The organism is Marinobacter sp. F4218, assembly GCF_019443085.1.
GTDB classification, from domain to species: Bacteria; Pseudomonadota; Gammaproteobacteria; order Pseudomonadales; family Oleiphilaceae; genus Marinobacter; species Marinobacter albus.
Genome location: NZ_JAHZIL010000002.1, coordinates 363,439 through 389,552, shown reverse-complemented (window position 1 = coordinate 389,552; position 26,114 = coordinate 363,439). Strand labels below are relative to the sequence as shown.

General features: G+C 55.3%; 29 protein-coding genes. 11 read left to right on the top strand and 18 right to left on the bottom strand.

The annotated features are described in order from the left end of the window. Nucleotides 1-48: 48 nt before the first annotated feature. Nucleotides 49-714, top strand: a complete 666-nt coding sequence (locus K0B93_RS02240) for a response regulator transcription factor (protein ID WP_219865635.1) — start codon at nucleotides 49-51, stop codon at nucleotides 712-714. Then, nucleotides 701-2,035, top strand: a complete 1,335-nt coding sequence (locus K0B93_RS02235) for a sensor histidine kinase (RefSeq protein WP_219865634.1) — start codon at nucleotides 701-703, stop codon at nucleotides 2,033-2,035. The genes K0B93_RS02240 and K0B93_RS02235 overlap by 14 nt, the downstream gene beginning before the upstream one ends. Nucleotides 2,036-2,039: 4 nt before the next feature. On the opposite strand, the gene K0B93_RS02230 is transcribed toward K0B93_RS02235, so the two are convergent. Together K0B93_RS02230 and K0B93_RS02225 are read right to left on the bottom strand one after the other, a co-directional pair. Continuing rightward, nucleotides 2,040-2,408 (bottom strand): EF-hand domain-containing protein, encoded by a 369-nt coding sequence (locus tag K0B93_RS02230; protein WP_219865633.1) that lies wholly within the window; start codon nucleotides 2,406-2,408, stop codon nucleotides 2,040-2,042. A 72-nt stretch (nucleotides 2,409-2,480) separates the two neighbouring features. Then, the gene (locus tag K0B93_RS02225) at nucleotides 2,481-3,374 is read right to left on the bottom strand and encodes a methylated-DNA--[protein]-cysteine S-methyltransferase (protein ID WP_324123941.1); all 894 of its coding nucleotides are present in this window, start codon (nucleotides 3,372-3,374) and stop codon (nucleotides 2,481-2,483) included. A gap of 209 nt (nucleotides 3,375-3,583) precedes the next feature. Between K0B93_RS02225 and K0B93_RS02220 the strand changes: the two genes are divergently transcribed. Next, entirely contained in the window at nucleotides 3,584-4,480 is an 897-nt protein-coding gene (locus K0B93_RS02220) for a peptidoglycan-binding domain-containing protein (protein ID WP_219865632.1), read from the top strand. Between the two features lie 193 nt (nucleotides 4,481-4,673). Beyond that, nucleotides 4,674-5,471: a transporter gene (locus tag K0B93_RS02215; RefSeq protein ID WP_219865631.1), complete on the top strand. Its 798-nt coding sequence runs from the start codon at nucleotides 4,674-4,676 to the stop codon at nucleotides 5,469-5,471. A gap of 91 nt (nucleotides 5,472-5,562) precedes the next feature. Here the strand turns inward: K0B93_RS02215 and K0B93_RS02210 are convergent, their stop codons facing one another. Together K0B93_RS02210 and K0B93_RS02205 are read right to left on the bottom strand one after the other, a co-directional pair. Then, a complete protein-coding gene (locus K0B93_RS02210; protein WP_219865630.1) occupies nucleotides 5,563-5,715 on the bottom strand; it encodes a hypothetical protein in 153 nt (50 codons plus the stop codon). 194 nt (nucleotides 5,716-5,909) lie between these two features. Further along, nucleotides 5,910-6,161, bottom strand: a complete 252-nt coding sequence (locus K0B93_RS02205) for a YdcH family protein (RefSeq protein WP_219865629.1) — start codon at nucleotides 6,159-6,161, stop codon at nucleotides 5,910-5,912. A gap of 169 nt (nucleotides 6,162-6,330) precedes the next feature. On the opposite strand from K0B93_RS02205, the gene K0B93_RS02200 reads away from it, so the two are divergent. Further along, nucleotides 6,331-7,299: a beta-ketoacyl-ACP synthase III gene (locus tag K0B93_RS02200; protein WP_219865628.1), complete on the top strand. Its 969-nt coding sequence runs from the start codon at nucleotides 6,331-6,333 to the stop codon at nucleotides 7,297-7,299. 2 nt (nucleotides 7,300-7,301) lie between these two features. Here the strand turns inward: K0B93_RS02200 and K0B93_RS02195 are convergent, their stop codons facing one another. Further along, the gene (locus K0B93_RS02195; protein WP_219865627.1) at nucleotides 7,302-8,837 is read right to left on the bottom strand and encodes a CHASE domain-containing protein; all 1,536 of its coding nucleotides are present in this window, start codon (nucleotides 8,835-8,837) and stop codon (nucleotides 7,302-7,304) included. A gap of 234 nt (nucleotides 8,838-9,071) precedes the next feature. On the opposite strand from K0B93_RS02195, the gene K0B93_RS02190 reads away from it, so the two are divergent. Next, a complete protein-coding gene (locus tag K0B93_RS02190; protein WP_219865626.1) occupies nucleotides 9,072-9,344 on the top strand; it encodes a YebG family protein in 273 nt (90 codons plus the stop codon). A 60-nt stretch (nucleotides 9,345-9,404) separates the two neighbouring features. Here the strand turns inward: K0B93_RS02190 and K0B93_RS02185 are convergent, their stop codons facing one another. The 12 genes from K0B93_RS02185 to soxC form a co-directional block, all read right to left on the bottom strand. Then, complete coding sequence (locus tag K0B93_RS02185; RefSeq protein WP_219865625.1) at nucleotides 9,405-10,343, bottom strand: MBL fold metallo-hydrolase; 939 nt, start codon at nucleotides 10,341-10,343, stop codon at nucleotides 9,405-9,407. A 32-nt stretch (nucleotides 10,344-10,375) separates the two neighbouring features. Next, a complete protein-coding gene (gene dsbG / locus K0B93_RS02180; protein WP_219865624.1) occupies nucleotides 10,376-11,125 on the bottom strand; it encodes a thiol:disulfide interchange protein DsbG in 750 nt (249 codons plus the stop codon). 36 nt (nucleotides 11,126-11,161) lie between these two features. After that, complete coding sequence (locus K0B93_RS02175) at nucleotides 11,162-11,677, bottom strand: GlcG/HbpS family heme-binding protein (RefSeq protein ID WP_219865623.1); 516 nt, start codon at nucleotides 11,675-11,677, stop codon at nucleotides 11,162-11,164. Between the two features lie 29 nt (nucleotides 11,678-11,706). Beyond that, the gene (locus K0B93_RS02170) at nucleotides 11,707-12,126 is read right to left on the bottom strand and encodes a hypothetical protein (protein ID WP_219865622.1); all 420 of its coding nucleotides are present in this window, start codon (nucleotides 12,124-12,126) and stop codon (nucleotides 11,707-11,709) included. 47 nt (nucleotides 12,127-12,173) lie between these two features. Beyond that, nucleotides 12,174-13,931 carry a thiosulfohydrolase SoxB gene (gene soxB / locus K0B93_RS02165; RefSeq protein WP_219865621.1) on the bottom strand — a complete coding sequence of 586 codons (1,758 nt, stop codon included), beginning with the start codon at nucleotides 13,929-13,931 and terminating at the stop codon, nucleotides 12,174-12,176. A gap of 95 nt (nucleotides 13,932-14,026) precedes the next feature. Further along, nucleotides 14,027-14,332, bottom strand: coding sequence for a hypothetical protein (locus tag K0B93_RS02160; RefSeq protein ID WP_219865620.1), 306 nt, complete (start codon nucleotides 14,330-14,332; stop codon nucleotides 14,027-14,029). A gap of 25 nt (nucleotides 14,333-14,357) precedes the next feature. Beyond that, nucleotides 14,358-15,197, bottom strand: a complete 840-nt coding sequence (gene soxA, locus K0B93_RS02155; RefSeq protein WP_219865619.1) for a sulfur oxidation c-type cytochrome SoxA — start codon at nucleotides 15,195-15,197, stop codon at nucleotides 14,358-14,360. Between the two features lie 55 nt (nucleotides 15,198-15,252). Continuing rightward, nucleotides 15,253-15,564, bottom strand: coding sequence for a thiosulfate oxidation carrier complex protein SoxZ (gene soxZ / locus K0B93_RS02150; RefSeq protein WP_218634320.1), 312 nt, complete (start codon nucleotides 15,562-15,564; stop codon nucleotides 15,253-15,255). Nucleotides 15,565-15,593: 29 nt separating this feature from the next. Next, nucleotides 15,594-16,082, bottom strand: coding sequence for a thiosulfate oxidation carrier protein SoxY (soxY, locus tag K0B93_RS02145; protein WP_219865618.1), 489 nt, complete (start codon nucleotides 16,080-16,082; stop codon nucleotides 15,594-15,596). A gap of 17 nt (nucleotides 16,083-16,099) precedes the next feature. Beyond that, nucleotides 16,100-16,453, bottom strand: coding sequence for a sulfur oxidation c-type cytochrome SoxX (gene soxX, locus K0B93_RS02140; RefSeq protein ID WP_219865617.1), 354 nt, complete (start codon nucleotides 16,451-16,453; stop codon nucleotides 16,100-16,102). A gap of 48 nt (nucleotides 16,454-16,501) precedes the next feature. Beyond that, nucleotides 16,502-17,179, bottom strand: coding sequence for a c-type cytochrome (locus tag K0B93_RS02135; RefSeq protein WP_219865616.1), 678 nt, complete (start codon nucleotides 17,177-17,179; stop codon nucleotides 16,502-16,504). Further along, a complete protein-coding gene (gene soxC / locus K0B93_RS02130; RefSeq protein WP_219865615.1) occupies nucleotides 17,166-18,497 on the bottom strand; it encodes a sulfite dehydrogenase in 1,332 nt (443 codons plus the stop codon). The genes K0B93_RS02135 and soxC overlap by 14 nt, the downstream gene beginning before the upstream one ends. Nucleotides 18,498-18,923: 426 nt before the next feature. On the opposite strand from soxC, the gene K0B93_RS02125 reads away from it, so the two are divergent. The 4 genes from K0B93_RS02125 to K0B93_RS02110 all read left to right on the top strand — a co-directional run bounded on the left by K0B93_RS02125 (nucleotide 18,924) and on the right by K0B93_RS02110 (nucleotide 23,102). Continuing rightward, entirely contained in the window at nucleotides 18,924-19,751 is an 828-nt protein-coding gene (locus tag K0B93_RS02125) for an MBL fold metallo-hydrolase (protein ID WP_219865614.1), read from the top strand. 87 nt (nucleotides 19,752-19,838) lie between these two features. Then, complete coding sequence (locus tag K0B93_RS02120; protein ID WP_219865613.1) at nucleotides 19,839-21,326, top strand: flavin-containing monooxygenase; 1,488 nt, start codon at nucleotides 19,839-19,841, stop codon at nucleotides 21,324-21,326. A 90-nt stretch (nucleotides 21,327-21,416) separates the two neighbouring features. Beyond that, the gene (locus tag K0B93_RS02115; RefSeq protein ID WP_219865612.1) at nucleotides 21,417-22,094 is read left to right on the top strand and encodes a FadR/GntR family transcriptional regulator; all 678 of its coding nucleotides are present in this window, start codon (nucleotides 21,417-21,419) and stop codon (nucleotides 22,092-22,094) included. Between the two features lie 3 nt (nucleotides 22,095-22,097). Continuing rightward, complete coding sequence (locus tag K0B93_RS02110; RefSeq protein WP_219865611.1) at nucleotides 22,098-23,102, top strand: bile acid:sodium symporter family protein; 1,005 nt, start codon at nucleotides 22,098-22,100, stop codon at nucleotides 23,100-23,102. A 2-nt stretch (nucleotides 23,103-23,104) separates the two neighbouring features. Here the strand turns inward: K0B93_RS02110 and K0B93_RS02105 are convergent, their stop codons facing one another. Beyond that, nucleotides 23,105-23,770: a J domain-containing protein gene (locus K0B93_RS02105; protein WP_219865610.1), complete on the bottom strand. Its 666-nt coding sequence runs from the start codon at nucleotides 23,768-23,770 to the stop codon at nucleotides 23,105-23,107. A 297-nt stretch (nucleotides 23,771-24,067) separates the two neighbouring features. Here K0B93_RS02105 and K0B93_RS02100 point away from each other — a divergent pair, with 297 nt between their 5' ends. Next, a complete protein-coding gene (locus K0B93_RS02100; RefSeq protein ID WP_228743169.1) occupies nucleotides 24,068-26,047 on the top strand; it encodes a TonB-dependent receptor plug domain-containing protein in 1,980 nt (659 codons plus the stop codon). The last annotated feature ends 67 nt before the right edge of the window (nucleotides 26,048-26,114 follow it).

Here is a 26,114-nt window from a genome sequence, read left to right as displayed (position 1 = left end):
TAACGGACACTGGCAACGCTCTGACACCCCCCATGAAGGAACCGACAAATGCGGCTACTGCTCATCGAGGATGACCGTTTGTTGGCGGACGGGCTGGCAAGCCAACTCGAAAAAGCCGGCTTCAGCGTCGACACCGCTCACACTGCCAAAGAGGCGAATGCTCTGGGTCAACAGGAGGACTACAGGGTTGGCGTATTGGACCTTGGCCTGCCCGATGGCAATGGATTGGACGTACTTCGGAAATGGCGGGCGAATCAGGTCACCTTTCCGGTCCTGATTCTGACTGCACGGGGCGATTGGCAGGACAAGGTAAATGGGCTGAAAGCGGGTGCCGACGACTATCTGGCAAAACCCTTCCAGACCGAGGAACTGATTGCACGCCTTCACGCCATCGTGCGAAGAAGCGAAGGCCGGGTTTTCTCCCTCGTCAGGGCCGGCCGCTTTGAGTTGGACGAGAACCGCCAAAGCCTGAAAACAGGGGATGGCAGCGAGCATAGCCTGACCGGTACGGAGTTCCGTTTGCTTCGATGCCTTATGAGCCGCCCCGGACAGGTATTCTCGAAGGAACAGCTGATCGAGCAGCTCTACAACCTGAATGACAACCCCAGCGAGAACGTCATTGAGGCTTATATCAGACGGCTCAGAAAACTCGTCGGTTCCGACACGATTTCAACCCGGCGGGGCCAGGGATACCTTTTCAATGACACTGATTAAAAAGCCAGATTCTGTCAAAAACGCCTTGCTCGCCCTTTTGTTACCAGCCGGCATTGCCCTGATGGCCCTCGCCTGGTTCGTACATGGCCTCCTTCTGGATCGGATGGCCAGGGAATTTGTTGAGAGCCGGCTGAAAGACGAGGTGGCCTTTCTCGAACACCAGATTCGCGAATCAAACGGACAACTGGACTCGCTCCAGACCGGAGACTATTTCCAGGATGTTTTTCACCACGCCTTCGCCATCCACTCACAATCTCAGAATCTTGTTTCCCCCGAATCCTGGACTCCCCTCTTAATGCCTCTGATCGAGTCCGAACAGGAGGGCACCATCCAGGTGAGCGGTATTGTTCGTGACGACGCGCCGTCGGAGATTCTTGCTTACCGGGCATCAATCCTCGTCAACGGAATACCGGTGGTGATCATTGTCTCTGAGAATCTGGAGGCCCTGAAGAGCAGCCAGGCCGAACTTCACCTCTGGACCGCAATTCTGTCCATTCTTCTGATTCTCCTGCTTGTGGGTGTTATCTGGCTGGGAATAAGTTATTCAATGCGCCCCGTGCTATCGATCCAGGCCGCTTTGAAAAGGCTTCAGGGTGGCGAAATCTCGCGTATCCATGTTCAGGGTCCTGAGGAATTCCGCCCACTGGTGCAACAGCTTAACCAACTTCTGGATTCTCTGGACCAACGGTTGGAACGTTCCCGGAATGCCTTGGCGAACCTGTCCCACAGCGTCAAAACGCCCATCTCGGCCGTCAGGCAGATTCTGGAGGATACCAGTCGCCCCCTGGACAACGACCTCAGGCATCAAATGGCCACCCGGCTGGACGACATTGACCAGCAACTCGAATCGGAAATGCGCCGAAGTCGGTTCGCAGGACCACAAGTCGGAAAAAGCGCCAGCCCGGTAAAACAGGCGCGAGATCTTTTGTGGATGCTTGGACGCTTATACCCGGAAAAATCGTTCGAGCTGTCCACCTCGCTCACCGAGGAGGCCCGCTGGCCCATCGAAGAGCACGATCTGAACGAAATTCTGGGCAATCTGCTCGATAATGCCGGCAAGTGGTCAACCCAATGCGTTGAGCTGACTCTGGAGCAAGACCATAACCTTGCACGAATCGTCGTAACGGATGATGGCCCGGGTGTTCCTGAGGAAGCTCTGTCTAACTTGGGGCAGCGAGGATTGCGGCTTGACGAACAGACCCCTGGGCACGGACTGGGTCTGTCTATTGTCCAGGATATCGTTGATCGGTATGGCGGCCAGAAAAGCTACTCGGCAGCGCCCAACAATGGATTGAGAGTCGTGATCGAAATAGGGATCTGAGGACTTAGTCAGGCTTGCCCGCACTGTTGCAATGGGCGCGGAATTCCAACCGGCTGATCCGGTCATCGCCATCGGCATCGGTGATCTGCAGCAAACGTAACCCAAGCTCGAAATCCTCGGCCGGTGGTCGTTCCCCATACCCTTCCGGAACGTCACCGCACTTTAGATCCTCACCGATACCACATTGACGCATGTATATCAGTTCACTCTGGTCGATATAGTCGTTGCCGTTCCGGTCGGCGCATTGGAACTGCCCCTTGGCGCCGGGTGACAGTTTCTGGCCCGGGGTTGTTTCGGCAACCTCCGATGTGGAGCATCCAACCGAGGCCAGGACACCCGTGACGGCTATGAGCGCACTCATCCATTTGAACATACGGTCTCTCCCACAATCATCCTTTCTTGAACTGACGTCGTGATCAGGTACCAAACTCATCCCATTTCAGGCTCATGGATCACTACTAAAATTTAGTTCAACACTATCTCTGGTGCTATTGCGCAACTTTTTTTCAGCCTCCAAAAGCGCTCGCTTGCGTTCCAGGCCCCACCGATAGCCGCCCAGGTTGCCATCTGCCCGGAGCACACGATGACAGGGGATCAACAAGGCAATCCGGTTTCGGGCACACGCGGATGCGACTGCGCGGGTGGCACCGGGCTTTCCAATATTTTTCGCCACTTCTCCGTAGCTGAGTACCTGCCCGTCCTGAATGCTCTTGAGGAACCGCCATACCTGGATCTGGAAAGCCGTTCCTCGCAGGTCCAACGGTAAATCCGGGCTCTCTGATCCCCGACTGACATGCTGCTCGAGCGCTGCAATCCAGTCATCAAGTTCGGGAGCCTCCGCCGCCGGTGAAGGAATCAAGTTCGCGCCCGGGAACTCGTTGCGTATTGACTGGATCAGCGACTCGACGTCATCCCCGAATTCCACATAACACACGCCCTGTTCCGTGGCGCCCATCGCGATCAATCCGAGGGATGTTTGCCGACAGGCGTAGGCAATAACCTCACCTTCCGCACCCGATTGGTAATCTTTCAGCTTCATTCCAAACCTCCGCCCCTGCTCGCCGTAAACACGACTGACCGAACCATACCCAGAGGCAAAAATGGCCTCGGTTACAGTGGTTCCCTGCTTGAGCGATGCCTTGAGCCGTCTCAGTCGAACGGCCTCCTGATAGTCTCTGGGCGACACGCCGATGACTTCCTTGAACACCCTCTGAAGTCTGGTTGGCGACAGACCAACCATGCTGGCGAGCGTTGCCAACGTTAGTGGCTCCTCTGCCCTCTCTTCAATGACGCGAGCGAGCCTGATCATCTGGTCCGACCGTTCAGTTTCAGTTGGCACGTTATGCCCTCAAAGTAAGCTGGATATCATCATGAAACTGGATTTGTTTGCAGGATTCCATCCGTTTCTTGCGTCAAGACGACGAATTTTCACCTGCGGCGCGGATTTTCAGGATCGGAACTATGTGTGGTCGTGCACGGAAAGCCGTACAAATATGTTCAATACTCAACCAATCCTGAGGAATAACGCGACCACGGAGGGTTTCAACCATGAATTTTGTCAAATCCCGCAGTGCCCATCATGCTCTGGTGTTGTCACTTGCACTGGCCGCCAGCGCCGTTTCCCATGCAGACACCGTAAACGTTATTTTTGCCGCGGAGAATGCCCTCTATGGTGCCGGTTATGATGTGGGGCGGGCTGACGGCTGGATGGACAATTCGCTGAAGAAAGCCATTCGCCAGTATCAAGATCAGGTCGATCATCTCCGGACCAGCGGAAACCTGGATTCAGAAACTCTGACGTCCCTTGGAATCGCAAATAAAGCCGGCACCTCCATTTCTGGTAACGCTGTCGCCAAAAAAGCAGACGCACTCGCAGCTCTTGGAATCTCCGACGCCAGACCCAGGCATGCGGCCAAGCCGAAACCCCGGCGCGAAAAAATCGTTGCCAAAGCCTTTACGGTACCACCAGCACCGACTCCGACAGAGCAACCAAAGGCTGTCGCGGTAACTGAAAAGCCTGAGCCCGCTACTGCTCCTGCGAAACCGAAAGCAAAGGCTGAGGCAACGGCTTCCGATCGGTTGGCGGAAAACATCTCGAAACCCAATGAGGTTGTCGTTGTAGGAGACCGAATTAAAACGGAAAATAAGAATCGGAAACTCGCGTCTCCAGACAAAGAAGAATCTGTAAAAGCCCCGGTTATTGCCGCAGACGTATCCGCCGCGCCGGTACAATCGACTCCTCAATCAACCGAACCCGAACAGGAGCCCGACCTTAGCCTGCAACTGCCGGACGAGCCTACCGCCGCCGGTATCGCTGATCAGGTTTCTCCAGACGTTGAAGTCGGCGAACGGAAAGCAAACTCTGAATCCCGACCATCAGCGAGCGAGAATAACCGGTCAGTTTTCGGAAGCCTGTTTGATTTCCTGTTTGGCTGGATGGTCTGACGTCGGCAGGACGAGTGGAGTCGTTAAGCTGGAGCATGGGTCCCGGCGAACGCAAACATTGCATTCTCGCAACATGCGGACTATTTAATAGAGAATCCTGATGTCGCACAGATGCTCGGCCTAACTACCTGTTAGGGCCAGCATGTTGATGGATGAGAACGTTCCGATCTCTACGTCACAAAGGATGTGCTCCATGATTCACGTCAGACTTCTTCCGGCCCTGGCTGTTGGACTGTTAAGCACTGTAGTCTCGGCCCAGGACGCTTCCGACTTGGCAAAGCAGCTTGCCAACCCCATCGCCAGCCTGGTTTCAGTGCCACTGCAATCGAATTTCGACTCCAATATCGGGCCCGCTGATGATGGCGAACGCTACACACTGAACATTCAGCCGGTCATACCCTTTTCCCTCAATGAGGACTGGAATCTCATTAGCCGGACCATTCTACCGGTTGTGGATCAGAGCGATATTTTCCCCGGGGCGGGGAGTCAAAGCGGGCTGGGCGATACGGTACAGAGTCTTTTCATCTCTCCCGTCAACCCGACTGCCAATGGATGGATCTGGGGAGCCGGTCCTGTCTTCCTGCTGCCGACTGCGACGGACGATCTACTGGGAACCGAGAAATGGGGTCTTGGGCCGACAGCGGTTGCCCTGAAACAATCCGGACCCTGGACGGTCGGTGGCCTCGCCAATCATATCTGGTCCGTGGCAGGTGACGACAACCGCAGCGACGTTAGTCAGTCGTTTGTGCAACCCTTTATGACCTACACCACGCCAAAGGCATTCAGCCTCACGCTGACGGCGGACTCTGTCTACAACTGGAAGACCAGCGACTGGACGATTCCGGTCGGTGTTTTTGCCGGGCAAGTGTTTAAGGTCGGCAGCCAGATAATGCAGGTTGGAGCGGGACCACGCTACTACGCTGAGAGCCCTGACAACGGTCCGGAAGGATGGGGTGCCAGAGTCAATGTGGTTTTCCTGTTTCCAAAATAGGGGGAATGTGCTCAGAAAGGAAAAGATTGCCCGAGGCGAACTGAGGCCAAAGCCTCCAGAACACTTCAACCCCGGGCAGGTCTGAATACCATCAGAACTTCCAGAAAGGCGTGCTCAACTTCTGATGTACAACATCAGGGGAAAAACCTACGTCATTCAGCAGACGACGATCCATGGTCATCACCAGATGGACAAAATTGCGCTTCATTCTCCAGCTTTGATAGATTGCAGCAGCTCGTTTCATATCCTGTCTCCATATATTCAGCAGTTCAGGTTCCGGGAAACGCTCCACGAAACCGTGTTTAATTAGGCTCCTATACTAGTGCCCAATTGCCCATTGCTGAATACTTGGAAACCCCTATCAGAGCGGCATTTCAGCGATTTTCGGTCATTACTTACGGTTTAAACAATCGGACTATCCGATTGAGCCCGATGCTTTCAGGATGAATGCCCGTTTTTGACCAGTGTCTGGTACAGCTCATCTTTCAATTGCGCGCGTTTTTGTTTCATTCGATGAAGCTTATCGTCGCCAATTGGCGCATCACGGCGCTCCAAACCCTCTATTTCCTGATCCAACTCTGCGTACTGTTTGAACTGGTCCTCGAATCTCGGGTTAGTGCTTTTCAGTTCATCAATCAGATCGCTGTACTGCGGAAACTCTTTGTGGAGCTCATGATTCGAAATTCCCATACGGGTGCTCTCCTCTTCGTTGCAGTGTGTCGGATCACTGACTTCTTCATAATAGACGAGCCTGCCAGTTTGAGGACACCTTTGACAAATCGCTAATAACGCTTGGCCGAATGTAGGTATAGCATGGTCGAACGATACACAGTTTTGTTACGCCTCGGGACTCTCACGAATGACGTTTGCACGAATTGCCGGCACTGGTTCTTACCTGCCTGAGAACATCGTTACCAATCAAGACCTCGAAAAGATGGTCGATACCACTGACCAGTGGATCCGAGAGAGAACCGGTATCGAGCGTCGACATATTGCCCTGGAAGGTCAAACCACCGTCGACCTTGCCGAGCCCGCCGCACGCCAGGCAATTGAAGCGGCGGGGCTTGCCCCGGAAGACATCGATCTGATCGTTTTCGCCACTTCAACGCCGGACAAGATCTTCCCCAGCTGTGCATGCATCCTGCAGGCTCGCCTTGGCATCCGGGGCTGTCCCGCGTTCGATATCCAGGCTGTTTGCAGTGGATTTGTCTACGCCCTTGCAACCGCCGAGAAGTTCATCAAAACCGGAACCAGCAAGAAAGCCCTGGTCATTGGCGCGGAGGTCTTCTCCCGCATCATCAACTGGAAGGACCGCGGAACCTGCGTGTTGTTCGGAGACGGCGCGGGCGCTGTGGTGCTTGAGGCCAATGAGGAGACCGGCGTTCTGTCCACCCACATCCATGCCGATGGTCAGTACGAAAAGCTTCTGCATGTCCCCTGCGGGATTGCAGACGGCTATGATCAGGTGAAGGCCGGGCTTGCGTTCGTGGAAATGAAGGGTAACGAGGTCTTTAAAGTGGCGGTAAATACACTCGGTAAGATTGTGGATGAGACCCTCGAGGCCAATCAGATGCAGAAATCTGACATCGACTGGCTCGTTCCCCACCAGGCTAACCTGCGAATTATTGCGGCGACGGCCAAAAAGCTCAACATGCCGATGGATCAAGTCGTGGTGACCGTAAACGAGCACGGCAACACCTCGGCCGCTTCGATTCCCCTCGCGCTCGATGTAGCGGTACGGGATGGCAGAATCCAGCGCAACGACGTATTGCTCCTTGAGGCCTTTGGCGGGGGCTTCACCTGGGGATCGGCGCTGATACGCTACTGATTTCAGGCTCCGCAGACCCAATTGCGCCCCGTCTCCTTGGCTTGATACAGCGCTTCATCAGCCCGGTGCAGCAAGTCGGTCAGATTCTGCTGCCAGGTCTCAGGAGTCAACGTTGAAGTTCCGACGCTGATGGTAACCACGCTGGCTGCGCTTGAAGCCTTGTGCGGGATCTCAAGCGCCTCAACGGCGCGTCGGCAAAACTCTCCAACGTCCTTCGGGCTCTCGGTATCCGGAAGCACGATGCCGAACTCCTCTCCACCGTACCTGGCCACCAGGTCACCGGGTCGATTGACCACCTTGCGGAGGCTATCGGCTACTTTTTTCAGACAGGCATCACCTGCGGGGTGACCATACTCGTCGTTGTATTCCTTGAAATGGTCAATGTCGATCATCACGAGCGAAAGCGCGCTGCCCTGCCGAACTGCCCGTCGGTATTCACGCTCCAGGCAGGCATCGAAGTGTCTCCGGTTGGCCAGCCCGGTGAGCGAGTCGGTAAGAGAGATCCGTTCCAGTTTGGTCTTCGCCTCACTCAGCTCGGAATTCCTGCGGACACTCAGGGTGAAATAACCGACAACCAGGCAGGTTAAGGTAATGCCGGCCAATGCCACGAATAGTGGAAATCCCCCTCGTCTGCTCTGGACAAAGGCCTCCGACGGGACGGCCTCGACAACCCATTCACGCCCACCGATATCGAAGACGGCTGATGTGTATCGTTCCTCCGCTTCCCAGCGTTCGTCGTCTGCACTGTCGGAACTGAACAGCAGTGTGTTGTCCTGGCCGGAGCGGTCGTAGACCTGCAGCAGAATATCTCCAGTGAGTTCGTCACCAATGGCCAGACTTACCAACTCACCAATCCTGAAGACACCGTTGATAAAGCCATAATGTTGCATCGCGGAACCAGGGCTCGGATCGTCCGTCGGTGACCGGTACAGTGGTGCAAAAACAAGAAAACCTCGTTGGTTCTCAGGCTCCTGAACCAGCCGGATTCCAGCCGTTGCGGCCATGTTGCCGGTGGCCCTGGCTTTCAGGAGCGCAGCCAATCTCGATGTTTCGCTTGCAAGATCAAACCCCAGGGCAGTCCGGTTTTCTGAGAGGGGCTCGATAAACTGCACCGGCACATACCAGTCCCGAGTGCCCGCCTCACGCAGGCCGGAAGCCCCTGATTCCCGGATTTGAAAATTAACGAACTCCTCACGCTGTTCGCGAACAAACGCAGGCATATCGCTACGCCGCACCATCGGTGCCCAGGCAAAGGCCTGAATAGCTGGTGATCGTTCAAGAATCGTTTTGGTCATAACCCCAAAACGCTCCGAGTTCATTTCCGGAAGAACACTGACCGCCTCTTTCAGGGCGTAGAGTATTTCCAGGTTCAGCAGTACCTCTCTCTCGAACACAGCGGAAAGCTGATCAATGTCGGACCTGAACTCCAGGTCAATGGCGCGGGATTCTTCAAGATAGAGGGTCCGGCCCAGGGCAATACTGACTACAATGCCCACAGCCAGCCCAATTACGGCGCCGATAATCGTGCCCTGTTTCATCGACGGAAATCCGGACAGTTGAACGCCGTTTTTTCAGTAAACATGACACACAAGCCTCAAAAGAGCGGGAGCAGTTAATTTCTTCTGTCTCTACGTTATTACTCTAGGCCGAGATGTCGTTTTTTGTAACAGGATATCCAGACCGTGGCCGCGAATTTTGTTGTATGAAGGTGGGACAATTAGATACACTGTATTTTTATACAGCACTACGCACATTCACTGCGAGGAGTGACCATGGCGGTACAAGCAGTTTATTTTTCAGATAGGGACGGCCTGGATATGGCGCTTAAACATCCTGATACCATGCTCTTTACTTCAAAGGCGGAAGCGGATGCCCGGGACAAGGTTTTGGAACTGGCCGAAGAAATCCAGGTGTTTCTCACCCGTAAAGTTGAGGGGTTGAGTGATGATCAGGCAGAACTGTGTGCCATGGCCATCGCTGAGGAACGGGATCTGTTCCAGAAGGCCCTCAAGAAGCCCGAACTCCTGAACGCCGCTCAGGAATAGGTCGTCACCAAGAGGGGCAGCTAACCTGCCCCATAGCCTTAGCCTCCCGGCTCTGGCCCTTCAGAAGTAGTCGAACTCAAGATGCTGGTAAACGCGGCCGGCATTTTTAGCGGCCAGTTCCTCGAACGTATCCAGATATGACCACTGTGACTGGTCGATAGCATAGGCTTCGTCCAGGCCACCGCCACGTTCAAGAATTTCCTTCACCTCATTTCTTAAAAACACCAGATACCCCTTTGTTTCCTTGGTAATAATATCCAGTGAAGCAGGCTCGCCGTGGCCCGGGATAACAGTCTGGGGGTTTAGCTGGCTCATTCTGTCAAAAGAGTCGATCCAGGCGCCGGTGTCGGTGTCATCAAAGACCGCTAAAAGCCGTTGGTGAAAGCCAAGATCACCCGTAATCAGCAGCCTGTCTTGGGGTATCCAGAGCGCTATGTCGCCGGGTGAGTGTCCGGGGCCGAAGTAGCGCAGTTCGATCGTGACGTCCCCCATGTCCAGGACATACTGATCAGAGAACCCAATATCGGGAACAGCAACGTAGGTGCCCTCTGCCTTCTCCTTATTCCGGTTACGCATGGCCGCAAGCTTTATGTCGCCATGTTCGCGGAATTCCTCGATTGCAGTTTCATGGGCAATAATGGGGACTCCATTATCCCGCCAATAGCTGTTACCCAGCATGGCATGCCCCTGAGCATTCTCGTTGACAACATACTGCACCTCTTTGTCTGTCACGCTTCGAATCGAATGGTGCAGTGCGCGGGCCAATAGGTAATTGTCCCCGCCATTCATCACCACGACGCCGTTATCGGTGACGACAAAACTCAGGTTGTTATTGTGACCATGATTTTCATAAGTGCCCGGTGCTGTCGCGCCAATGGCCGAGTACACACGCTCAGAGACTTTTGTTAATTCAAGGCGCTCCGGAACACCCGCATCACCTGCAGTGACAACGCCGGATGCCAGTAATAGAAAACCCAGAAAGACTGCGCGCAATGGCATTTGTCCGTTCCTCTCCCATTCAGATTTTAGAGTTAGTTCGCCACCCGGAAGACGGATTCGGCGAGCGCCGAGTCATCCGGTAACCCCACGATTCGCTCCACGCCGCCGTTCTCGTTTCGGTAGAAAACCGAGGGTGTTGCCGAGACTGCGAGTGACTCCATCAAGCGGTTATTGTCTTCAATTCTGGTTCTCAGTGCGTCGGGAATATTTTCTGGCCCATCCAGCCAATCCCTCGGGAATTGACTGTCGTGAAAATCGAGCATCTTTACCGGCTCATCGGCGGCGATGATACTGGCCGACTTGGCCAGACTTGAGGGCTGAATGACACCAACAAGGATATGCCTGAGTTCAATCCCCCGCTCCAGGAAGGATTGCGCCTTTTCCCTGAAGACGACGCAGTAACCGCAATTCGGGTCGGTAAAAACATACACGATCCGCTTCACCTCGCCAGCCCGCTCGGCAACCCATGTGGCCTTGGCCAGTTCTGTCCAAGCGCTATCAAGGTCCGGTTTTGGCAGCCACGCACGGAAATGCTCCGCACTCACGTTCTGACCGAAGCCATCGACCATTTTTCCAATAACGACATGTTCACCGTCAGGCATCAGGTACATAGCGACGGCTTGGCCTTTACTCCGACCGACAAAACCCTTGAGACCGCCCGGCGCTTCAAACTGAGCCTCTACCGTCAGGCCCTCGTCCACCAGTGCCTGTATCGCATCAGGGTACTGACCAAAAACGAGCCCGGGCAGAATCAGAAAAATCACTTTAAGAAGCGATCGCATGACATTGTTTTTGCAATTTTTTCCCGATGTCATGACTTAGAATGAGGCCATTTCCAGATCCATCTCAACCGCCGCTACCCCGGCCTGAGCGCAATTTTCGTCAACCTCACCGGAGGGGGCGCCACTTACACCCACACCCCCAACTGTCTCGCCGCTGGCCTGAATCGGCACACCTCCGGCAGAAAGCAGGACGTTATCAATCTTGCCCACCGAAAATGGTCCGGTAAAACGGTCTTCCAGTGACGACGTGTTGCTGGTGAAGGTCATGGCCGTGTAGGCCTTTCGATAGCTGACCTCCAAGGCCAGATCCATGGCCAGAACATCCCGGAGCACAACCTGGGGGTGACCACCGCGATCAACGACCGTAACGGCAACCTGGACCCCCTGCTCCCGACAGGCTTCAATGGCAGTTCTGGCAATGGTCAGCGCGGTATCCAGGGACAATCGTTTGATTTCAATCATCACCGGCTGGTCATCGGTCTCGGCGATGGCCCCACCCGACAGGGCGAGCGCAGAAACAAAAACCAGAGATTTTGATAAGGTGGTTCGCATTGGCGTCTCCCCTTTTCGGGATTAATGATTCATGGACGGACCAGAACGTAGCCCTGATCAATCCGTTCCAGAATGTGGGCAACCCCCACTGGCACCCGCAGTATGTCAGGAATCAGCTCAGGCCGGTTTCCGGTACCTCGCTCAATGGTGTCGATGGTGTTCATGCAAACGGAAAACCTGACACCCTGAGCCATCAGGCTTTTGATCAGCTCACGCCGATCATTGTCGGCATAGAGCAGCCTGACACCCGGACCGAAGGTGGTAATTTCAATATCGACAAGGTCCGGCTGATAGTGCTCAAGCAGGTTGCCGGCGACGCTCAATACCATATCCTGCTTTTCCGGATCGCCATCACTCAGTTGCAGAAGCAGAAATGTTTCCGCGAACGGCTTGCCCGGATTGACTGGCATTTCCGCCCGCAGGACGGTGGCCGAAAGCATCAGTGCCAAAATTATCAGCCCACTTGCCCACCGCCTGTGCAAGCCCACGGAGAGTTTCATGCCGAGTAGTTTTCCAACCCTGGGTTACCCTCCACGTTTTTCAGTCGGGGGGTGTTGAACTTGGTGATCCTGACCGTCTTCTCGGATCTCAGATAGTCCGCAACGACGTCCCAGATCGGTCGACCGGGCGCTCTGGAATTCACCGTGGCCCAGCCGGCGACTTTGTACATCTTGTTCGCATCGATCAGGTCCCCGTTGTCCAGTCGCATATCGGAAATCCGACCGTTCATATTCGCAGTTGGATCGCAGGTGTAGTCCATGCCACCAACCCGCACCATGTCACCGCCTTGTTGATAGTATGGGTCTTTGTTGAACAGGTTGTCGGCCACATCTTCCATGATCAGCTTCAGGTCAGCGCCGGACATCTCTCTGACGTAGGTTTCTGGATAGGTAATAGCCGTGGCATTCATTACATCATCCATCGTGATCGCATCGCCCGGGAGCACCGTGGTTCCCCAGCGGAACCCGGGGGAAAGAGAAATCTGGGCATCCAGAACCGATCTTTGCGCATCACAAATCACCTGGTCCATGGTTCCGTTGAAATTGCCGCGCCGGTAAAGCAGCTCATCCGCTATAGCCAGCTTTTCCCCCAGCTTATCCAGGTACGGCGCCCGAATCCCACTTATGAGCTCCTCCATCCCGGCGTCCGGCTTGATCAGATCGGAAAACACCGGCAGCAGCTTGTACTCGTACCCACGAACCCCGTTATCGCCAATGTCGAGGTCAAGCACGGCAACGTACTTACCGTTGGTTCCGGCATTACTGACCAGGGTTTTACCACCCGGATTTTTCACAACCGTTGGCTGAGGTACCGCGTCGTGGGTGTGACCACCCAAGATGGCATCAATACCTGAAACCCGGCTGGCCATTTTGAGGTCCACATCCATACCGTTATGGGACAGAACCACGACGGCATTTACCTTTTCAGTCTCACGGATCTGGTTGACCAGATCCTGCATTTCCGATTCGCGGATACCAAAACGCCAATCCGGTATGAAATAGGACGGGTTGGCGATCGGTGTATACGGGAACGCCTGCCCAATGACTGCAACGCGCTTTCCGCCAAGCTCTCGGATGGAATAAGGTTTGAAAACGCGTCCGCTGGCTTCGTCAAACGACTCCGCGCCCATGAACATCGCTTCGTCAGACAGGAATACATTCTGTGCCAGGAACTCACCCTCGAACCTGCTGATATTTTTGCGGATCTGTGCCTCGGGATAGGTGAATTCCCAGTGGCCGGTCATGATATCGATGCCGAGACGATTGCTCGCATCCACCATGTCTTCACCGTTAGTCCAGAACGCCGTTCCTGACCCCTGCCACAGGTCACCGCCATCCAGCAGTAGCGAGTTTCCGGGACCTGCCTGATCACGCAACTGGTCGATTAACGTTTTCAGATGGGCAAAACCGCCCATGCGACCATATTCCTGCGCGGCCTCGGTGTAGTTCAGGTAGGTAAATGCGTGGGAACGGCGGGATGACGCCGGAATGCCAAAGTGATCCAGGAACGCCGACCCAACCACATGAGGTACCCTGCCCTTGCTTGGACCAATACCCAGGTTAACGTTGGGTTCGCGGAAATGGACAGGGGATAGCTGGGCGTGAATATCCGTCAGGTGAAGCAGTCGTGCATTGCCATATTTGGGCAAGTCGTACAGTCCCTCTCCCCCTTTCGCCAAGGCTAGTTTCGGAGCAAGGCCGGCAAGAGCTGCCGCCTGCATGGCAATCAGGAAATCTCGGCGGGATATGGACACTGTACTCTCCTCTATTTTTCATTATTGGAGTTAAAGGCGCACCCGGGGCCTTTGCCAGGACCCCGGAAAGCGCTGGTGGATTGTTTTGTACCGGTTCAGTCACCGATGGCCGTTATACGCCAGGCCTCCTTCTGATCCTGCTGCTGGGCAACAGACTGCTGGGCCAACTCCAGAGCGTCCCTGGCCAGTCTCGCGGCCGCATCGTAGTCGCCAGCACCCGCAGCCTCCTGGGCGGCTTTAAGCCTGTCTGACGTGGTGGTCCACTGGAACGTACCGGCTTCCTGATGCGTGCGTTCCGCTTGGGAATAGGCCTTCTCAAAATCGTCCTTCGGCCCGGCCTGGGCAAACAGCGGTATTGACAACGCGATTACCATTCCGAACGTCACTGTTGATCTGCTCATTGCAATTCTCCCGTCGGCTTTCAGGTCACGGCCTGGTGGAGGGACCTACCACCGGCAAACCATTGCTCATGTAGGTCAGGAAAAACTCGAGATTACGGTACTCTGTGCTCTGAGCGGGCAGAGGCTCGGCACGGACGTTACGGTTGCAGCCAGCAAAACGCCGATGCAAGGTGCCGAGTTCACCCCACTTGGACCGATGAACCGGGAAATTGGATGGCTGGCCAAGGGCTGGTGAGAGCAAATCTGCCCGAATCCAATTACCGGGATTCTGCACGTGACAACTGGCGCACGAGAAGTTCAACTGGCCACGGCGGCTGTAGTAGAACTCTTTCCCCGCCTGATAGGCCGCCTGGGCTTCCGCGCTATCCTGCACCTTTATATTGAACTTCTTGCCCTGGGAGGTGGAGGCCATGTACGCGGAAATCGAGGCGATGTTCCCCTTCTTGTACTTCAGGGGTTGTTCCCCGTTTGCTTCCCGGCAACGGTTTATGGCCAGCTCCAGCGTGATCACTTCGTTATTCTTTTCATCGAAGTAAGGATAGTTCTGGCGAACCCCGATTCCGTCATTTTCGAAACAGCTCGCATAGGTCTTGCCGTTCGCAAACGGGGTTTCAAACATCTCCTTGCCTTCAGCTACGGCGAACTCATAAGGGGGAAAATCCTGGAGAGATTCCCACTGCGAGCGCCGATCTTCATCAAGCGCATATTGGCCGTTAACGTATTCCTCGTAAGGCACGTCGGGGAACATCTGCTTGAAATATTCGACCGCTTCTTTCCGATCCTCTTCCGGCGTGCTGCCTGCCATTGCTGCAGGCACTGCCAATGCCGCTCCAAGAGCGACCAGAATGACCTTTGCTTTCAGCATGTCCAATCCTCCTCCGCAGCGGACCAGAACCTTCCGGTTCTGCCGCCGTAAACCTTCAGGCGATCGTCGCGGTTGTTGAGTCGCTCTCGCCCTTATTGTCAGTCCAGCTGATCGTCAGCTTGTCGCCTTTTTTGGCGCCTTTGAAACGGCATTCCAGGAAAGGATCCTTGGAAACCGCCGGACCCCAGTTGGCGACGAAAACGTCTTTACCGTTGTGGGTGATGGTCAATAACTGGATGAAATGGGCCGGAATAACGTTGCCCGCTGAGTCTTTGACAAAACCCGAATCCATCGGGTGCCGGACCAGCGCCTTCAGGGAAGTCACTCCACCGTTTTCTACTGCCCGAACTCTGATACTTGATGCCATTGCTTGTCTCCTGTCCGTCTGTCTGACCGTTAGCCGCCGCAACCACCAACGGTTACTTTCACGTTCTTAGTTGCCTTGTAGGCCTTGCCATCGGAAATCACCACGGCCACCACGTCTGTGGTTTCTGCCATTTTCAGGCGATTGGAAACGAACGGCAGGGCGCCCTCCGTAATATCAAAGGAGGCCGCCAGCGCATTGGGGTTCTTTTCGACCAGCAAGGCAATTCCGGTGACATTCGGCAAAGTGGTTTCAACCGTCACCGGCACCACTGCGCCATTCTGGGCAATGGTCGGCAGATCCAGGGAAATCTTGTCGGACTCCGCCGCATCCATTCCGTAAAGCTCGGCAATGGTCTCGTCCACGCCCGGCGTATTGAATGCTTTCTTTGGCCAGCCAGAGGTGTCCGGTGCATTCGCAGCCTCCGCTCTGAGCGGAATGATTCCAGATCCCAGTGCGAAGCTTGCAACGCCAGCTCCCAGCACCCCTTTCAAAAAGCCTCTTCGCCTTTGGTCAATCACGGCAACTCCTCCTCGCTTTAAAGCGTGTACAAATAATCGATAACCCGGTTGATCTCGTCTTTGCTCATAATCATGTGCTTCCCGAAAGGAGGCATGACGGTTACCGGATTGAACTTGGTTTCGTCCCAGATCCGCTTGAACAGCATCTCGCGGTCCGGGTAACGGGTTTTCATATCCACCAACTCAGGCCCGATGGTTCCGGTCAGTTTGCCGTCATCCATCTTGTGGCAGGCCAGACAGTTGCCATCCTTGCGACTGAACGCGAGTTCCTTTCCCCGGTCGATATCAGCCTGGGAGGGCTCTGCAACCACATGTGGCGCAGCGCCCAGCGCGAGTGTGGTGAAACTCATCGCTATTATTGTTTTTCTCATCTCTGTTCCTCCTCCGCACGTTTAGGGGCGCCTGGCCCCGGCAGCCTTCTATTCCGTGAGCCCCTCGTCCAGTGGCCCGGTCGTGCTTGGTGTCAGATTTTTGTCCGCTGCCGAATCACTGACAGTTACCTCATCCTTGCAGTCCTCCATACACCGGACGTTAGTGACCTCCGGTCGGGGGTCTTCCCAGATAAAGCCGTCCTCGTTAGGCATCTTGACTTGCGGAAGTGTGTCCTTGTTGGCAACAAAGTCCCCATCGACGATGTAGTTGAGATTCAGCACATAAGCCGTCAGTGCATACACCTGATCATCGGTCAGGGACTGTGGTGCAAAAAATGGCATCGCCCGATGAATGTAATCCCATAGCGTGCTTGCGTAGGGCCAGTAGCTGCCGATCGTTTTCTCCGGACGGTCCTCGGTGAGACTGCCTTCGCCACCAGAGAGTTTTGGGTAACGCCCCATTCCCTCGCCGAACGCACCGTGACAGGAAGAGCAGTAGGTTTCATAGATGCCCATACCTTCCTCGACGCTGCCACTCCCTTCTGGAAGCCCCTGACCATCGGGCCGGATATCGATGTCCCACGCCTGGATCTGTTCTTCCGTGGCGGGCGAGCCGTATCCGTAATGCCCGGCAGACTCGGCCAGTGCGAAAGCCGGGAGCACCGCGAACATCAGGCCCGAACAGAGACCAGAGATGGATCGTGATGATTTATCAAAGCTGAACATTGGTCACACTCCCGTCTCCCGAAATCTGCCAGGTCTGAATGGCGTTTTTGTGGTAGATAGAATTGGTGCCACGGACGGCCTTGAGCTGCCCCAGCGTCGGCTGCACGTATCCGGTCTCATCAATCACCCTGGATTGCAGCAACGCCGGACTTCCGTCCCAGTTCCACTCCAGTGAGAACCGGGTGAGCGATTTGGACATCACCGGCTCCCGCAACTGAGCCTGCTGCCAGTTGCGCCCGCCATCCACCGAGACATCGACCGCCTTGACCTTGCCCCGGCCACTCCAGGCAAGCCCCTCGATCTGGCAAACACCTTTACCCCGGACCGGCATTTCAGGACATGGCGAGGTAATGACAGATTTGGCCTCCATCACCCAGGTGAAACCATGAGCCGTGCCGTCCGGCATCAGATCGGTGTATTTGGACGTCTCTTCCCGCTGCATCCAGGGCTTGTCACCGACCTCCAGTCGACGCAGCCACTTCACGTGGGTATTACCTTCCCAGCCAGGGACCACGAGACGGATTGGATAACCCTGCTCGCGGCGAAGCGCCTCCCCGTTCTGGGCGAAGGCGACAATGACGTCGTCCAGCGCCTTCTCCATCGGAATGCTGCGGGTCATCGCCGCGCCATCAGCCCCTTCCGCTAAAAGCCACTTGCCTTCGGGCTTCATTCCGACCTCCTGCAACAAGGTCGAAAGGCGGACACCGGTCCACTCCGCACAACTGACCATGCCATGCAGGAACTGAAGAGAGTTGAGTTGCGCGCCTCGCCATTCCATGCCTCCATTGGCCGGACACTCGATGAAGTTTATCTGGGAGACGCTGGGAAACCGCTGGAGGTCCTCCATGGACAGAACGATTGGCCGCTCTACCAGGCCATGGATCATCAAACGGTGCTGCTGGGGATCAATTTCAGGACGACCTGCATGATGACGTTCGAAAAACAGGCCGTTCGGAGTAATGATGCCCTTGAGATGCTGTAGGGGCGAAAAACTGATGGAAGATACTTTGTCTGCTGTCAGCCAGGGCACATTCCTGCGAATCACGTCCTTTTCAAAGGGTGACGGAACGCCGTAAGGGTCACTGACCACGCCAGCGCCGAGTGAGCGGGTCCAGGATGGAATCTCAGGTGGATACTGAGTCTGCGCCGCCCCAAGTCTGGGAGAGAGCCCGCCCAGTGCGCCTCCTACCATGGCGCCACCAGCAGTGAACAACCCGCTTCGGAGAAAACGCCTGCGCTCATTGGACGGTAAACGTTCAGACTCTTTCAGGGCAATTTCGGATACAGCCTGATTAAGTCGGCGGAGCTTGCCGAGCATATTTTTACCTCCTTCGATGCCCTGTTCGGGCCGGTCGGCCGGCAATCAGTTTGGTGACTGAAGGTCGGACTTGTTGTTTTCGTTATAAGGATATAACTTATTTATAAACCGGAAAGCGGCTGGATACAAGCCCCTTTTTATCGAGTTTTTTTATTTATTCGTTCAGGCGGCCAACCTGGCAAGCAGCGGAATTTGCCGCTAATACCTTTAAAACAGGACCGCGGCAAAACTTCCGGGGGGTAACCGAAAATGCGTTTCCACGCTAGTAACACCAAGGTTTTTAGACTACTGCTCTCCTTGTCCATATTCCTTTTTCCGTCTCTTGGGATTGGGAAATCCGCTAAACCCTTTGCCGAAATATCGATTCCGTTCGGCCCGGAAAAATTAAAGGCAGAAAATATTTACTATTTTCAGGGGCTTTCGGGAGTGCCCTCCAGCACCAACGAAGGGTTCACTGCCAATGCGGGCTTCGTCATCACAGGTGACGGGGTTGTAGTCTTTGATGCCCTCGGAACACCCAGTCTCGGGGCGGCCATGATCGAAGAAATCCGCAAACTCACCGACCTCCCAATAACTCATGTGGTCCTGAGCCATTATCATGCCGATCACATCTATGGGCTTCAGGCATTCAAGGAGCTAACGGATGCCCAGGTGATTTCGCAGGCCCAGTCCAGTCGGTATATCTCGAGCGCAGAGGCGCAGCAGCGCCTGGACCAGCGTAAACGCGCCCTTTCACCCTGGCTCGATGAAAGCACCTCTCTGGTTCCCCCCGACAAAACCTTTGAAGATCAGTTTGGCTTCGAGTCAGAGGGCTACCGGTTCACAATAGTCCACGCGGGACCCGCGCACTCACCCGACGACAGCATGATGATGGTGCAGCCTGCCGGGGTGCTTTTTTCAGGCGATATTGTCCAGAGCGGTAGGATTCCCTTCCTGAACAGTGACCAGGTGGATACCGGTCAATGGATGGCAGCCATTGACAAGGTGCGGGCAATGCAACCTTCCATTCTTGTACCGGGGCATGGCGAGGCATCTGACAATGCCATGGAAGCGCTGAACTTTACCTACAATTACCTGGCATTCGTGCGCAATGAAATGAAAAAAGCCGTTGAAAACTGGGTGCCCTTCGAAGAGGCCTATCAGCAAACTGACTGGTCCCGATACGAAAATCTTCCCGCCTTCGAAGCCTCGAACAAGGCCAACGCGTACCGAGTGTATCTGGATATGGAAAAGGCGGCTTTGGGAGAAGAATAGGGAGCCCTGTCCCAAAAAGGCATCCAAAGTCGCGGCTTTGGTCCGTATACTTTCCAGAACAAAACAATAATGAAACGGATCATCACCATGCCTGACAAGACAACGTCGACATTCCCATCCATTCTGATCGTCGGTGCCGGCTTTGGCGGCCTGGGGATGGCCATTACCCTCCAGAACGCAGGATTCACGAACTTCATGGTGCTCGAAAAGGGAAGCTCCATCGGGGGTACCTGGCGGGACAATACCTACCCGGGCGCAGCCTGCGATGTTCAGTCCCACTTCTATTCCTATTCGTTTGAACCCAAGCACGACTGGTCACGCAAGTTCGGACTCCAGCATGAAATTCTCGGCTACATGGAGCACTGCGTTCGAAAATACGGATTAACGGATCGTCTTCGATTTGACAGTGAAGTCCGGGAAGCCAGATTCGACGAGACCTGCAACGAATGGATCGTCACCCTGACCGATGGCGAGGTACTGACAGTCAATGTATTGATCACGGCGACAGGTCAATTGAACCAGCCGGCCTGGCCAAAGATTCCAGGCATGAACTTGTTTGCTGGCAAAATTTTTCACTCCGCCCGCTGGGACCATGACTACGACCTCAATCACAAACGCGTCGCGGTTATCGGCACGGGCGCCAGCGCTATCCAGTTTGTCCCGGAAATCGCCAGGCAGGTGAAATCGCTCAATCTGTTTCAGCGCTCGGCCGCCTGGGTGCTTCCCAAACCCGATCGCGCTTTCAAGCGCTGGGAGCAGACGCTTTTCCGGGTGTTCCCGATCTGGGACCGAATCTATCGCTACCTGATTTACTGGAAGAACGAGAGCCGCGCCCTCGCCTTCACCAAGTTCAACGGGTTACTGGAACTCTTCGCACGGGAGGCGCGAAAAGACGCCAGAAAGCACGTCACCGATCCGGAAAAGCTCAGGCACATCATCCCGGACTATCAAATCGGGTGTAAACGCATCCTGATTTCCAATGACTGGTACCCCGTCATCAACCGGCCCAACGTGAGTCTGATCACTGACGACATTGAACGGATTGATGAGGACGGCGTCGTTACCAGCGATGGCACCCATTACCCCGTCGATGCCATCATCTGCGGGACCGGTTTCAAGGCCTCGGAGTTCCTGTCTCCCATGGTAATCACGGGACGCGCCGGACTTACTCTCAATGAGGCATGGAAAACCGGCGCGTCCGCGTTCAAGGGCATCACCGTGAGCGGCTTCCCCAATCTGTTCATGCTCTACGGCCCCAACACCAACCTGGCTCATAACTCGATTATCTTCATGCTGGAATCCCAGTTTCGTTACGTGCTTGACGCGCTCAGGGCCTTGGAGAAGTACCCGGGGTCGGCCATGGATGTCCGTCAGGATCGCCAGGAACGATTTTCTGCCGTCGTCCAGAGCGGCCTGAGGGGAAGCGTCTGGGATTCCGGCTGCACCTCCTGGTACCTCGATGCCAATGGCAAAAACACCGTGAACTGGCCGGGATTTACCTTCACTTACCGATTCGCCACCCGACACGTCGATACCGCGGACTACCAGTTCATCTACCCCTCGAAACCCGCCTGAGCGAATGGATCCGGCTGTCCTTTGACGGCTGTTGCAGTTTACGCACATTCATAGGATGATTGGTTGATATGCTTGCAGGATGTTAGGCCAATGCTCCAAAAAATTCGCAGAGGCTCACTGGTCGAGACGGCCATCGAAAGCCTCCGTCAGACGATCCAGTCGGGCCAGTGGCCGGTGGGCAGCAAACTTCCGGTCGAAGCCGACCTGTCGGAGGCCCTCGGGGTCAGCAGGAATACGGTGCGCGAAGCGGTACGCGTATTGGTCCATGTCGGTATGCTGGAAACTCGACAGGGGGACGGCACCTATGTGCGTGCAACCCGGGACGCCGGCGAAACACTTCGACGGATCGGCAGGACCCAACTGGCGGATCAGCTGGAAGTGAGAATCATGCTGGAAACGGAAGCGGCTACCCTGGCTGCGTCCCGCCGGACCGAGCAGGACCTGAAGATTATGACCAGCGCCCTCGACGCCCGGTCGAAAGCCGGGGATGATCTCGTAGAACGGATCAGGCACGACGAAGCCTTTCACCACGGTCTGGTTGCCGCCTCCCACAACTCTGCGCTCACCGAGCTGTATGACTATTTCTCCCACGCCATCAGCCAGACGATTGAGCGTACGGAAACCGACGCCGATTTGCCTGAACCGTCGCAGGAGGACCACGAACTGTTGCTCGCTGCGATTCGCCGTGGCGATCAGGCAAAAGCCGAACAGCTGGCCCGTGCCCTGCTCCGGCCCAGCCTTCAGGCCCTGCAAAAACAGGTGTCCTGAAACATGAAGTTCCGAATTGATACATTCACACTGCTTCTGCTTGGCGCCATTGTTCTGGCGTCTGTGTTGCCCGTCACCGGTAATACGGCCGACGTTTTTGCGTCAGTGGGTACGATTGCCGTTGCCCTGCTCTTTTTCTTCCATGGTGCGGCTCTGTCCCGGGAACAGATCATCGCCGGGGCGACACACTGGCGGCTGCACATCATGATCACTGCGCTCACGTTCGTCTTTTTTCCCCTGGCGGTACTGCCCATCAACGGCCTCAGCGAAATCGCCCCCTCGTGGATGCCGGAAGATCTGGGGCTGGGTTTTCTGTACCTTGGCGTGCTGCCTTCGGCGGTATCCTCTTCCATCGCCTACACGGCCATGGCGAGGGGAAATGTGCCAGCCGCTATCTGCAGCGCCGCTGCATCGAACGTGTTTGGCATGATGCTGACACCGTTTCTGCTGCTGTTACTGGTCAGTACGTCCGGCGGCGGGAATTTTTCGGTCGCAGAAGCCCTTCAAGACATCGTACTGCAACTGTTGCTGCCGTTTGCGGTGGGACATGCACTGCGTCCCTGGCTGGGCGGTTTTCTTGGACGTAACGAAAACCTGATGGCGCGATACGATAAATGTGTGATCTGGCTGATCGTTTATTCGGCGTTTTCGCATTCCGTGGAAAGTGGGCTTTGGCAAAACCTGCCGGCAAAAGCCATCGTGTTTGCGGTGGTGCTGTGCTTTGGCCTGCTGGCACTGTTCATGGTGATGGCACGGCTGCTGGTTCGCAGGTTCGGGTTCAGTCTCGAGGATGAAGCTGCCGTGGTGTTCTGCGGCTCGAAAAAAAGCCTCGCATCAGGCCTGCCAATGGCAAAGGTCTTGTTCTCCGGCCACCCGGGGTTCGGAATGATCGTTTTGCCGATCATGTGTTATAACCAGATCCAGGTGATCGTGGGAGCCATTCTGGCCCAGCGTTACCGCGCCAAAATCGACGCATCAGCCGCGGCCAGGGAGGCATCCGGGACCTAGGCTCAGCCTCCACCTCCCATGCCGCTGAACAGGCTGGCCAGAATCGCCAATCCAACGATCCAGCCAATAACCGCCGGCCAGAAGTTGACGAACTGCGGCGGCTGGTCCGCTTCCCCCTCGGCTGGCTCCGTCTCGCTGTGCGGGCGTTCCTCTGTCTTTTCGGGCACGTCCTGAAGGCTGAACCATTCAAACCAGCCCCCGAGAAAATGGGCAACTGCAACAGACAGACTTCCATTTTCAGCCAGAGGGCGAACCTGCGGTTCCAGCTTTCTGGCAATCTCGCGGCGGATGGGAAGCTTGTCAGCCGGCGGCTCGCACAATATCGCCTTCCAGATGCCCACATCCTGACTGCGGGATGAATCGTTCATCAGAGCCTTGATCTGGATGACGACCTCGCGCACCACCTGGGCCTCGGTGCCATCCAGGGGGCGATCGGCTTGCCCGGTTTCTTCCTGCTCTTGGGACTGAACGGCTTGCTGATGGGCCTGTGCGGGCGGTTCGTCCCGGTTATCAACAAACTCAGGGCTGCCCCCTGTTGCCTCCCGAAAGGCCTGGCTTAGCTTCCTGGCTTCGTCATCCGACGCAAACTTCAACTGTTGCTCATATGCCTGTTTTATCCGCTGACGATCGCCAGTCGGTTCAATTCCAAGGATTTCCCAGCAATTCATATAGCTGTAACTCCCAGCTCTGAGATTCATTACATTTTTGAGAGACAAATAGTGTGTAGTTCCCTACGATAGAACCTACACAACAATAGCGTTTCACTTTCCAGATCGGCAGATTATAGAATGTCACCCATCAGCAATTCGACAAAATTGGCATTCCGGACAACTCCCGTCCATCGCTTCGCCACGTTAGGCTGTGCTCTCACCGCCATTCTTGCAACAGCTCCCCAGGCTTGGGGCCAAAGCCCGGAATCAGAGATCTATCCAGAATTTCTCAGTGTTTCCGGGCAGCAGTCAGAGTTGCCCGAGGTTCTTAGCACCACTCGGCTGCGACAATCCAAACTGAAAGTGCCAGGCACCACGACCATTATTACCGGCGACATGATCCGCGATCTTGGCATCATGAGCCTGGTCGAGGTATTCCGGTTGGTTCCCGGCATGGTCGTTGGCGAACGCGGCAGCAACAATCAGGTAACCTCCTACCATGGTACATCGCAGTACGAACAGCGCAGGCTCCAGGTTCAGATTGATGGCCGAACTGCCTACCGGGTTAGTCTTTCCGATGTCGAGTGGATTGCCATGCCCGTTGCCCTCGACAACATAGAGCGGATCGAGGTTAGCCGGGGTCCCAATGCCGCCGCTTACGGGATCAATGCCTTTCTTGGCAGCATCAACATTATTACCCGCTCCCCGCAAGACACGGCAGGCATCGAAGCATACGGCTCTGCCGGCTCCAGGGGTCACCTCCGCACCTTTACATCCGTTGGCGACGCCGGCCAGGACGGAAGCTGGAGACTGTCATACGAAAAGCGCAAGTCCAACGGCTTCGACGCCCAGGTTGAAAATGGCGAACGCCGCCCCTTCCACGATGGTTACGATGTCAATAATTTCAACTTCGACAGCATCGTGACATTAGATAGCCGGCATTCCGTGGATTTCAGGGCCGGTGTTCTGGATGGAACCAATGAAGAAGACCTGTTCAAATCCGGCAAACTGGGGGCGACCACAGACCCTGATATTGTGATGGACGATTACTACCTGCAGGCAAGGTTTAACGGCGCCACATCGGATAACCACTTCTACCACTTCCAGACCAGCTACCAGAATCAGGACCGGAGGCAACGCTGGAGTGTGGCAATTCCAGCCGAGGAGTTTGTGACCCTGTTGCCACCGGATGTCACCTTCCCGACTGATCAGGGCCCCTTCATTGCCGACCTGAACGAGGACGCCGAAGAATCGCGACTGGAGTTCGAGTTGCAGGACACTGTGATACTGAGCCCCGAGTTCAAACTGGTGTCCGGCCTTGGATACCGCAAGGATACCTACCGGTCTGAAACCTTTTTCAACGGTGAAGGAAACAACTACCAGACCCGAGTCTTCGCCAATGCCGAATATTCGCCCCTGACCTGGCTGACATTCAACGCAGGTGGCAACTGGGAAAAAACCACAACGACCGACCAAGGTTATTTCTCTCCCAGGGTGGCGTCCAATTTCATCATCAACAGCAACCACGCCATCCGGTTTGTTTTCTCGCGCGCGGTCCGGACACCGGACGCATTTGAGCAGAACCCGGACTGGTCCTATCGCCCCAGAAATGTGCAGCCACCGTTTTCAGCACTTGAGGGCGCGCGTTTCCTCGTAGCAGACCTGGTGGATCAGGAGACTTCCACATTCGGCGAAACCCTTGAGGAGGAGTGGATTACCTCCCGGGAGATCAGCTATTTCGGACAGTTCCACTTGGATAACGCCTTGATGAGCGTTGAAGTTCGGTACTTCAACGACTATCTTCGAGATATGATCAGCGGCGTGATCAACGAAGAAGACTGGTACATTGATAACAACGTCGCCCTGGATCAGGAAGGTGTTGAATTGGAAGCATCACTTGAATTTTCCGGAACGATGCTGCGGGCAACCTACGCCTACCTTGACCAGGAGGGTCGATATACCGGTGATCCTGACAAGCTTCCCCCTAACACGCAACAACGAGCGGTGGACCTGCTGGGCCGACTCTCTGCCCGCCATTCAGGGAGTGCGGCCTGGATCCAGGACCTTCCCCTGGGATTGACCTCCTCTGCGGCTTTCTATATTGCTCAGGAGGTTCGGGATACGCGTTTCAAGCGGGCCGATTTCAGACTCGCCCGGCGAGTGGATCACTCGAATTTCAGCTACGTGCTGGCGTTGACCCTCCAGCATTACATCGACATGGAGCCCTGGATCAGCCCTGACAATATTATTGAGGACGCCAACCAGTATTTCGTTGAGGCCGGAATTAGATTCTGAACACTGACCAAGGATAGGACGTGACCCGGGACGGTATGACACGAGACCTCTGTTTCAGATGGCGGAC